General features: G+C 64.3%; 9 protein-coding genes. 4 read left to right on the top strand and 5 right to left on the bottom strand.

Features of this window, described 5'->3' with window-relative positions; all coding sequences use genetic code 11:
- Positions 1-746: site-specific integrase (locus Q7T84_RS10340; RefSeq protein ID WP_304808450.1), on the bottom strand; the 746-nt coding region annotated here is incomplete at its 3' end.
- A gap of 163 nt (positions 747-909) precedes the next feature.
- Between Q7T84_RS10340 and dusA the strand changes: the two genes are divergently transcribed.
- Positions 910-1,947 (top strand): tRNA dihydrouridine(20/20a) synthase DusA, encoded by a 1,038-nt coding sequence (dusA, locus tag Q7T84_RS10335; protein ID WP_370653647.1) that lies wholly within the window; start codon positions 910-912, stop codon positions 1,945-1,947.
- On the opposite strand, the gene Q7T84_RS10330 is transcribed toward dusA, so the two are convergent.
- From Q7T84_RS10330 to Q7T84_RS10320, 3 genes are all read right to left on the bottom strand, one after another.
- Positions 1,891-2,400 (bottom strand): TIGR02281 family clan AA aspartic protease, encoded by a 510-nt coding sequence (locus tag Q7T84_RS10330; RefSeq protein WP_304808446.1) that lies wholly within the window; start codon positions 2,398-2,400, stop codon positions 1,891-1,893. The two genes, dusA and Q7T84_RS10330, sit on opposite strands and share 57 nt — an antisense overlap.
- A 130-nt stretch (positions 2,401-2,530) precedes the next feature.
- Complete coding sequence (locus Q7T84_RS10325; protein ID WP_304808444.1) at positions 2,531-2,749, bottom strand: DUF1289 domain-containing protein; 219 nt, start codon at positions 2,747-2,749, stop codon at positions 2,531-2,533.
- Between the two features lie 2 nt (positions 2,750-2,751).
- Complete coding sequence (locus Q7T84_RS10320) at positions 2,752-3,174, bottom strand: PaaI family thioesterase (protein ID WP_304808442.1); 423 nt, start codon at positions 3,172-3,174, stop codon at positions 2,752-2,754.
- 173 nt (positions 3,175-3,347) lie between these two features.
- Between Q7T84_RS10320 and Q7T84_RS10315 the strand changes: the two genes are divergently transcribed.
- Positions 3,348-3,665 (top strand): hypothetical protein, encoded by a 318-nt coding sequence (locus Q7T84_RS10315; RefSeq protein WP_304808440.1) that lies wholly within the window; start codon positions 3,348-3,350, stop codon positions 3,663-3,665.
- A gap of 158 nt (positions 3,666-3,823) precedes the next feature.
- Complete coding sequence (locus Q7T84_RS10310; RefSeq protein WP_304808438.1) at positions 3,824-5,278, top strand: phospholipase D-like domain-containing protein; 1,455 nt, start codon at positions 3,824-3,826, stop codon at positions 5,276-5,278.
- Here Q7T84_RS10310 and Q7T84_RS10305 read toward each other — a convergent pair.
- The gene (locus Q7T84_RS10305; RefSeq protein ID WP_304808436.1) at positions 5,265-5,996 is read right to left on the bottom strand and encodes an endonuclease/exonuclease/phosphatase family protein; all 732 of its coding nucleotides are present in this window, start codon (positions 5,994-5,996) and stop codon (positions 5,265-5,267) included. The genes Q7T84_RS10310 and Q7T84_RS10305 overlap by 14 nt on opposite strands.
- 106 nt (positions 5,997-6,102) lie before the next feature.
- Between Q7T84_RS10305 and Q7T84_RS10300 the strand changes: the two genes are divergently transcribed.
- A partial coding sequence (locus Q7T84_RS10300) for an energy transducer TonB (protein ID WP_370653646.1) occupies positions 6,103-6,476 on the top strand: 374 nt, incomplete at its 3' end.

Raw genomic sequence — 6,476 nt, 5'->3', positions numbered from 1 at the left:
TCTGAATTCGCCCGGATCGCCCGCTGCTCTTCGATCAAGGCGATCGCGTCGTAGCCGGAGACATCGAGGAGGGGGATGCGCTGGTCGTTGCCCTTTTTGTGCCGTGGGTCCTTGCGGTCGCGGATCAGCAGCATCTTGCCTTTGACCTCGTAGTCCTCCCACGTCGCACGGCAAATCTCCTCCTGGCGCAAGGCGGTCGCGATCGCGAACTTGATGATGCGGGTCATCGGGATGACCTGGCGGCCATTGCCGTCGAAGTGCGCGAACAACCCCTCGAGCTCCTCCTTCGTCGGACGTCGGTCGCGCTCGTTGCTCTTGCCGACCAGCCCGAGCCGCCTCAGTGCGATGCGAGCCAGCTCGACGGGTTCGACGCTCACGGGCAGGCCGTGCACGGCCGCAGCATGGGAGATCACAAGCTTGATCGCGCCGATGTCCATCGACAGCGTCACCGGGCCCGCTCCGCGTTCCGCACGCTGCCGACCGAACTCCAAGAGCCGCTCGCGGTCCAGCTCGACAATGTTGCGAGGGCCGAGCTCACGCTTGAGCATCGCTAGGGTCGCGGTCTTCGTGCGCCCAGGGGCGCGGCCCACGGCCTTCATATCTGCTATATGCAGATCGATCAGGTGGCCGAACGTCCGAAGCCGGGCGATCCGGGACTTGGTTGGAGTCTGGCCGCGGTCGATCTGACGTTCTGCGTCGATCGCCCATCGCTTGGCGTCTTCATGGCTGACGAAGGTCTCGCTCAAGGAGCGGCCCTTGCGTCGGACCTGGACCCGCCAGGCGCCGGATTTCTGTCTACGGATCGAGGCCATTGTTCGCGTGCAAATCGGGTGCAGTGAGAATTCGAAACGTGGCGAAAAGGGTCGTAAAGCGTCGCAGGGCAGCGGGTCGTCTAGTCGCTCTGAGGCGTTGAGATATAAAGAGAAGTCATTGAAAAATCAACATCATTTACTTAGTATAGCACCGATGATGGACTGGACCGATCGGCACTGCAGGGTGCTGCATCGGACGCTGTCGGCGCGCGCTCTGCTCTATACGGAGATGCTGACCACGGGTGCGATCCTGCATGGTGATCGTGAGCGGCTGCTGGCCTATGATCCGGTCGAGCACCCCGTGGCCCTGCAGCTTGGCGGATCGGATCCGGCCGATCTGGTGGCCGCCGCCCTGATCGGCGAGGCCGAGGGCTATGACGAAATCAACCTCAATGTCGGCTGCCCCTCGGACCGGGTTCAGAGCGGCCGGTTCGGCGCCTGCCTGATGCGCGAGCCGGAGCTGGTCGCCGACTGCATGGCCGCCATGGGCGCGGCGGTGAAGGTTCCGGTCACGGTCAAATGCCGGATCGGGGTCGATGACCAGGAGCCGGCGGAGAGCCTATTTGGGCTCGTCGATCTTTGCGCCCAGGCTGGGGTGAGCAGTTTCGTCGTCCACGCCCGCAAGGCCTGGCTGAAGGGATTGTCGCCGAAGGAAAACCGAGACGTGCCGCCGTTGGACTATCCGTTGGTCCACAGGCTCAAGCGTGAACGGCCAGACCTGACCATCGTCATCAATGGCGGGATCGCTTCCCTGGATGACACCCTGGGTCATCTTGAGCATGTGGACGGGGTGATGCTGGGCCGCGCGGCCTATCACGAGCCTGCCATCCTCGGACAGGTTGATCGCCGGGTGTTTGGGCAGGGCGAGGATATCGACGCCTTCCAGGCGGTCGAGCTCTACCGGCCATATGTGCAGGGGCAGTTGGCCAGGGGCGTGCATCTGGCCGCCATGACCCGGCATATGCTGGGTCTGTTCCACGGTCTGCCGGGGGCGCGTAGCTGGCGGCGTATTCTTACGGTCGAGGGCGTGAAGGCCGGCGCGGGGATCGAGGTCATCGACGCCGCCCTGGCCGCGGTGTCAGGGGCGCAGGATGAGCGACGTCTGCGTCGCCTCGAAGCTGGCGAGGCGGCCTAGGTAGCTCATGCCGAGCAGCGAGCTTTCCAGCCCCTCCTCGATCACCAGCGCGTCCACATTGTCCAGACGGGCGCCGGCCACCGAAACCCGGCCTAGCTTCACCGACGCGGCGCGGGTCTGGCCCGAGGCGGTCACCACCTTGTAGGCGTAGTCGAGCTTCTCGGTGGCGATGCCTAGCCGCCGGGCGTCGGTGGTCGTCAGAGCCACGGCGCTGGCGCCGGTGTCGACCAGGAAGCGCACGCGCGAGCCGTTGACGTCGGCCTCGGCCCAATAGTGTCCGTCGGGCCCTTTGGCGATCGAGGCCGGTTGAACCATCGCGGAGGCTTGCGGCGCGATCGCCACGGCGGCGCGCAGTTCTGGCGCTTGGTTAGCGTTCTTGAGGTTGGCCAGGGTTTCGCCCGCGCCCACCGCCGACACCGCGCCCAACAGGGCGATCACCGCCAATTTCAGCATCTAGATACCTCGCCGTCTCGGCGGCCGGGATCGTGTCCGGCCGCGCTCGAGGAGGAAACTAGGCGCGTGGCGTGTGTAAGCGGTGAATCAACAGCCTTGACGAAACCCTAACAAGCGCAACCGTTTAGGCTCAGAACATCGCCAGTTTTTCAGGGCGGATACGGCTGCGTCGGTCCGGCAGTTCGGTCATGATCCGGGCGCGGTCGTCATCCGTCAGCTTGGCCCATCCCGCGACTTCGGAGAGCTGGCGATAGCAGCCCATGCACAGGCCGCTCTCACCATCGACGACGCAGACCTTGATGCAGGGCGTCTTGATCGGGGCGGGCGGGCGAAGGGGCTGATCGGTCATGGCTAGGGAATAGCGTAGGTCACGGTGGCCTGGGCCGCTAGTCTATCGGGCGTTTCGGTCCAGAGCCTAACGTCGCAGACCGCGCTGCGGCGGCCAAGACGCAGCAGCCGGCCCTCGGCGTGAACGTCGCCCGGCTTGGCGCCGCGCAGGAAGTTCATGACCAGGGAACTGGTGACGGCCATAAGCTCCTCGCCCACATGGCAAAGCACCAGAGCGTAGGCGGTGGTGTCGGCGTGACCCATCAGGGTTGGCCCGGACACCAGGTTGCCGGGGCGCAGCATGCCCTCGCGATAGGGCAGTACGACGTGCACCCGTCCCGGCTCAGCCTCGGTGATCCTGGGGAACGCTTCCGCCGTATTTCCGGGGAAGGCGTTGAAAATCAGGGCGTTGACGCGGGCGGCGTCAAGTTTGAGCTCTGGAAACATGGCTAAGGTTTGCCGGGCTTGCCAATTATTACAAGAATTTTATGTTTCCTAAGTAGTGGTCGTGCACGATTACAGCATCGTAATGATATTGCATTCATTGTTGCTAGTAATTAATTTGAGAAATGTCGATTTGGCGAGCAGGTTCCCTCCACAAATTTAGAGGGAGTGACACCATGAAACTCATCGCCATCGCATTCGCCGCCACCGGTCTGCTCGCCGCGGCGGGGTCCGCCGCCGCCGCCGTCAGCGACGTCGATTTCATCAAGGCCAACCGTTGCCGCGGCCTGGCCGAGTCTGGCCTGACGCAGATCGACACCGCGGCCATGGACGCCTTCATAAAGAGCGAAAGCAGCCGCCGCTCGCCTCCGGTGCTGGACCGCGGCAAGGCCGAGTACGACAAGGCCAAGCGCGAGGCCAAGACCGACAGCACCGATCGCAAGGCGCGGCTGACCGCCGAATTGAGCGGGCCGTGCCAAGTCTACAAGAGCTGATTGTACTAGCCCCCGGTCCAATCACCTTGATGGCGCGCCCGGCTCCTCCCGGGCGCGCATTTTTTGTATTCTCTCCTGCAATGCGAGTGCTCGCGCGGAACCCACCTTGGCCGTAGGCTGTTTGAGTCGAAGTTCGTTGAAGCGGGGCATTGGTCGGCATGGACGTCTTGAGGCCGGGCGATACTTGCTGGCGAAAGGCGCGGGCTTCGCGCGCCGCGTTCCTCGTTGATAACGAAGCCTATTACACAGCGGTCTTCGAGGCGCTGCGCAACGCGCGCCGCTCGGTGTTCCTGTTGGGCTGGGGTTTTGATCCGCGCGCCCGGTTGTTTCCCGACGGCTTCGACGGACCTGACGATCCCGACGAGGTCGGCCGTATCCTGGTGGCGGTATCGCGTGCGCGGCCGGACCTTGAGATCCGCTTGCTGATTTGGAAATCGGCCCTGCCCATCGCCGCTAGCCAGCAGTTCTTCCCCCACCGGGCGCGGTCCTGGTTCAAGGATACGAATGTGCAGTTCGTGCTCGACGACCAGGTGCCGTTCGGCGCCTGCCACCATCAGAAGGTGCTGGTGATCGACGACACCCTGGCCTTTTGCGGCGGTGGCGACATCAGCGTCGATCGCTGGGATACGCCCGGCCACCTGGAGCACGATCCCCGCCGGATCATGCCCGACCAACAGCACCATCCACCGCGCCACGAGGTGATGATGATGGTCGATGGCGCGGCGGCCCAGGCCCTCGGCGATCTTTCGCGAGAGCGGTGGAGGCGTGTGACCCGCGAGGTCCTGCCAGCTCCGGAAGCCGTGCCGATCCACGATCCTTGGCCAGCTCACATTCCCGCCCAGCTCAAGGACATCGAAATCTCCCTTCAGCGCACCGAGCCGGAGTGGGCGGGACGCGAGGGCGTCACGGAAATCCGCAAGCTGATGATCGCCTCGATCATGGAGGCGCGCTCGACGATCTATCTGGAGAACCAGTACTTCACCTGCCCGCTGATCGCCGAGGCGGTCTCCAGGCGGTTGGGTGAGCCTGATGGCCCTGAGGTGGTGCTGATCTCTACCGGCCAGAGCCCTAGCTGGTTCGACCAACTGACTATGGACCGCGCACGCTCGAACATGCTGTGGCGGCTGCGCGCCTCCGATGTCTTCGGGCGTTTCCGAGCCTGGTATCCGATTACGCCCGCCGGGACCAAGATCATCGTCCATTCGAAGGTCACGGTGATCGACGATCATCTGGCGCGGGTGGGATCGGCCAATCTCAACAACCGGTCCGGCGGCTTTGACACCGAGGTCGAGCTTGGCGTGCAAGCAGGCTGCGAGGCCGACGAACGCGCGATCAGCGCGCTGCGAGATCGCCTGATTGGCCACTTCCTAGGGCAGACCGGCGAGGCGGTTTCCAAGGCGCGGCAAGAGTGGGGCGGACTGATCCCGGCTATCGACGCCCTGAACAGCGAGGGGCGGCTATCGCCGATCCTGCCGATGAAGCAGACGCCGCTGGGCGAGATCATCGCCACGTACCACCTGGGCGATCCCTACAATGTCACGGACTCTTGGCGCGCCTCGCGCCGGCGCGACCTGCTCTATCAGGAGAAGCACCAGCGCTTCATGTCACACTGAAGTCCATGACCAGCGGCAGGTGATCGGAGGCGATCCGCGTGAGCGGATCGAAGGGGACAAAGACGTTCTCCACCTTGATCTCCGGGCTCACGAAGATGTGGTCGATGCGCAGGACGGGCAGGGTCGAGGGGAAGGTCGAGGTCGCCGATCTGGTGGGCGCCAGGCGGCGGGCGGCGGCCAGTTTGGCGCAGAGGGTGCGATAGACGACTGAACTGCTGGTGGCGTTGAAATCGCCCAGCAATATGCTGGGGCCCTTACGCATCGGGTGACCCAGCCAGGATGGACCGGCCAGCGAGGCGGCTTGAAGCTGTTGTTCCTTGGGAACCAGCCCCAGGTGGGTGTTGATGACCTGCACCGGCTTGCCTTCGATCTCGACGGACAGCCACACCGCGCCGCGCGGCTCCAGCCGGGGTATGGCCGGGTGGCCGGGCAGCGGCCCCGTCTGGATCAACCGCTCCGGATAGATCGTCAGGATCGCGTCGCCATAGAGTTCCTCCTCCACCCGCAGGGCCGGATGAAAGTGGAAGGCCATCTTGAGATGGCGGGCGATCTGGTGGGCCTGGTCGACGCCGCCGGTCCGCGCCCTGCCGACATCGAGTTCCTGTAGCGCCACGATGTCGGGCTTCAGTCGCGCGATCACTTCGGCGACACGGGCGACATCCAGTCGCCGATCGGCGCCGACGCAGCGGTGGACATTATAGGTGAGGATGCGGGGCATGAAGGCTTACGGAATGCACGCCTCTGGCGCGCGGCGCAACCGGTCCAACGCTGGCGCACGGCGAAGGTTCGCGTGATAGTTCGAATGCAAACTGGGAGAAGCGCGAATGCTCTTGCCGTTCTTGATGGCTATTGCCGCAAGCGAGCCTGTCGCTAGTCCCGTGTGGATATCCCGGCCCAACGGGGAGCAGATAGCCCAGGTCTATCCAAGGAAGGCCTTGGAGGAACAACTGAGCGGCAATGTCGTCTTCAACTGCACCTGGAATGAGGGTGGTAGGCCGGTCGACTGCGTGGTGGAGAGCGAGACGCCGACGGGCGCGGGCTTCCTCGAAGCCGGATTGGCGCTCTCCAAGGGCTTTCACGCGAGATCCACCTTAGAGGACGGATCACCGATCACGGGGCGTCCCTATCGACTGCGGATCCGCTTCGTTCCTCCGACGACTGGGGTGGACGCGATCAAGATCGTCAGGCCGACAGGGGC

Origin of the sequence: Phenylobacterium sp. (assembly GCF_030654915.1) — a bacterium.
Lineage (GTDB): Bacteria > Pseudomonadota > Alphaproteobacteria > Caulobacterales > Caulobacteraceae > Phenylobacterium.
Note: the sequence above shows the minus strand (reverse complement) of the source record. Positions and strands in the feature narration are given on the sequence as shown.

Excerpts from the sequence above, each read along its gene's own strand:
- Q7T84_RS10330 (WP_304808446.1), bottom strand. The coding sequence starts at position 2,400 with ATGCTGAAATTGGCGGTGATCGCCCTGTTGGGCGCGGTGTCGGCGGTG.
- Q7T84_RS10325 (WP_304808444.1), bottom strand. The coding sequence starts at position 2,749 with ATGACCGATCAGCCCCTTCGCCCGCCCGCCCCGATCAAGACGCCCTGC.
- Q7T84_RS10320 (WP_304808442.1), bottom strand. The coding sequence starts at position 3,174 with ATGTTTCCAGAGCTCAAACTTGACGCCGCCCGCGTCAACGCCCTGATT.
- Q7T84_RS10315 (WP_304808440.1), top strand. The coding sequence starts at position 3,348 with ATGAAACTCATCGCCATCGCATTCGCCGCCACCGGTCTGCTCGCCGCG.
- Q7T84_RS10310 (WP_304808438.1), top strand. The coding sequence starts at position 3,824 with ATGGACGTCTTGAGGCCGGGCGATACTTGCTGGCGAAAGGCGCGGGCT.
- Q7T84_RS10305 (WP_304808436.1), bottom strand. The coding sequence starts at position 5,996 with ATGCCCCGCATCCTCACCTATAATGTCCACCGCTGCGTCGGCGCCGAT.